The sequence below is a fragment of the Clostridium sp. MT-14 genome (genome assembly GCF_042436595.1).
Taxonomy (GTDB): Bacteria; Bacillota; Clostridia; order Clostridiales; family Clostridiaceae; genus Clostridium_B; species Clostridium_B aromativorans.
The window spans coordinates 1-2404 of the sequence record NZ_JBHMIY010000074.1 but is presented as its reverse complement, the minus strand read 5'-3'; the positions used below and the strand labels follow the sequence as shown (position 1 = coordinate 2404).

3 protein-coding genes are annotated in these 2404 nt (G+C 31.8%); all 3 read left to right on the top strand.

Features of this window, described 5'->3' with window-relative positions:
* On the top strand, positions 1-711 hold a 711-nt coding region (locus ACFHWD_RS20500; RefSeq protein WP_378062929.1), incomplete at its 5' end, for an acetyl-CoA hydrolase/transferase family protein.
* A 23-nt stretch (positions 712-734) separates the two neighbouring features.
* A complete protein-coding gene (locus tag ACFHWD_RS20495) occupies positions 735-914 on the top strand; it encodes a hypothetical protein (protein ID WP_378062928.1) in 180 nt (59 codons plus the stop codon).
* Positions 889-2133 (top strand): restriction endonuclease subunit S, encoded by a 1245-nt coding sequence (locus ACFHWD_RS20490; protein WP_378062927.1) that lies wholly within the window; start codon positions 889-891, stop codon positions 2131-2133. Before ACFHWD_RS20495 ends, ACFHWD_RS20490 begins: the two co-directional genes overlap by 26 nt.
* The last annotated feature ends 271 nt before the right edge of the window (positions 2134-2404 follow it).

Sequence of the window (2404 nt, the reverse complement as noted above, 5' to 3'; positions counted from 1 at the left end):
AAAGACAAGAAGGATCTGGGAGTACATTCTGAGATGATATCTGATGGGATTGTGGATCTGGTTGAATCGGGAGTAATAACAAACAAGAAAAAGACCCTCCATCCAGGAAAGATAATTGTGACTTTTTTAATGGGAACTAAAAAATTATATGATTTTGTAAATGATAATCCCATGGTTGAGTCCGATTCTGTGGATTATGTGAATGAACCCATGGTTATTATGAAAAATTATAAAATGGTATGTATAAATTCCTGTGTTGAGATAGATCTGATGGGACAGATAACTGCTGAGAGTGTTGGATTGAACCAGATAAGCGGAGTAGGGGGACAAGTTGATTTCATGAGGGGAGCAAGCAAGGCCAAGGATGGCAAGTCAATTATAGCCATACCGTCTACTGCAAAAAAGGGTACGGTATCGAAGATAGTGCCTTTCTTGAGCAGAGGATCAGCAGTCACTACTTCAAGGAATGATGTACACTATGTAGTGACGGAATACGGAATTGCACAGTTTAGAGGCAAATCGTTGAAGGAAAGAGCCAGGGNTTCAAGGAATGATGTACACTATGTAGTGACGGAATACGGAATTGCACAGTTTAGAGGCAAATCGTTGAAGGAAAGAGCCAGGGAGCTTATAAGAATTGCACATCCAAAGTTCAGGGATGAACTGATAAATGAATTTGAAAATAGATTTAATTGTAATTACTGCAATTAAAAGTTTTTTAGGAGATGAAGATAATGGAAAAAAGGATAGAACAAATTGAAGATAAGAGCTTTGAAGAGATTATGTTTGAAAATAAAATGTGTAAACTTATTGACAAATTATACAGTCAAATGGATGAAAGCTACAGGTTGGATATACTGATAAAACGTAATTTGGAGGAAATAGAACATGGGAAATTTATGGGAAAAAGCTAAGCTCGGGAGAATTTGTTCAAAAATTAGCAGAGGTTCATCTGTAAAGATTACCGGGGAAATTTGTAAAGAATCTGTAGTGCCTTTTGTAAGAAGCCATAATATAGGCGATGGTATATTTATTTATGATGGACTTTCATTTATTGAATATAGTGTGTCAGAGAGAATTAAAAGTGTGAGGCTTCAAGAAGGGGATATATTGATCAATATGAGATTAAGTTCTTCTTTGAGATTCACAATGGTACCTGAGGATATAATAGGAGGTATAGTAAATCAGCATGTTTCTGTGATAAGAGTAAAAAAGCATATTGTTGATCCTGTTTTTTTAAAATATTTCTTGATGTGGGATAAAACACAGAACTTATTAATTTCCATGGCCATGAAGGGCAGTGCTAGAACAACTCTTACTAAAAAAGTAATTGAGAATTTAGAAGTATATATACCGCCTATGAATCAGCAGAAAAAGATTGCTTTTATTCTTTCTTCACTGGATCATAAAATTAAATTGAATAATGAGATGAACGAAGTTATCAATGAGATGGCAAATACCATTTTTCAATATTTATTTGTAGATTTTATACCTTTTAGTGGGGATGAATTCAGAAAAAGTGAATTGGGGAATATACCTGATGGCTGGGGAATAGAAAAAATGAAAGATATAGTTCCTGTAACAGATGGAACCCACGAGTCGCCTAAAAAGGAAAAAACAGGATATAAACTTATAACTTCCAGAAATATAAAGAACAACAGCATAGAATTTAAAAATATTAATTTTATATCTAAAGAGGATTTCAAAAGAATTAACAGAAGAAGCAAGGTAGAAAAGTTTGATATTTTAATAACGATGATTGGAAGCATAGGAAATACACTGCTTGTTCAAGATGAATGTATAGATTATGCCATAAAAAATGTAGGGCTTATAAAGACATCATTAAATAAGGAAATGGCAGAGTTTATTTTCATGCACCTGTCCTCGGATAGAATGAAGAATTATATAAAGACTAAAATAAAGGGAAATAATCAGAAATACATTTCTCTCAGGGAATTGAGAAATATACCTGTTATTATTCCACCCGATAATGTAATTATGAAATTTAATAAGTTGATTTCAAAACTGTATAAAAAAATGGCTCAGAATAATTTCAGCAATAGTAATTTGATAAACATCAGGAATGAATCTCTTCCAAAATTGGTTTCCGGCAAAGTATTAAAGTATTATTGAAAGATATTGTATAAAAATAAGAAAATTATTGCTCAATAGGTGGAATCTATGACTAAATATCTATTGACTGAACAAAATTTATATCTTATACTTACACATAGAATGATAAAACAATAAATAATTTATGAATATTTGATGTCCAATAGTAAGTGATATTTTTAACATTCAAAATAAAATAGTGATATTTGTATTAGAAGCAATGACAACTGTGGCATAAAATCTTTTGAAAGGTGGTTTTAAAATGATCTCTACAAAATTGGAGAATTTATAT

Excerpts from the sequence above, each read along its gene's own strand:
- ACFHWD_RS20495 (WP_378062928.1), top strand. The coding sequence starts at position 735 with ATGGAAAAAAGGATAGAACAAATTGAAGATAAGAGCTTTGAAGAGATT.
- ACFHWD_RS20490 (WP_378062927.1), top strand. The coding sequence starts at position 889 with ATGGGAAATTTATGGGAAAAAGCTAAGCTCGGGAGAATTTGTTCAAAA.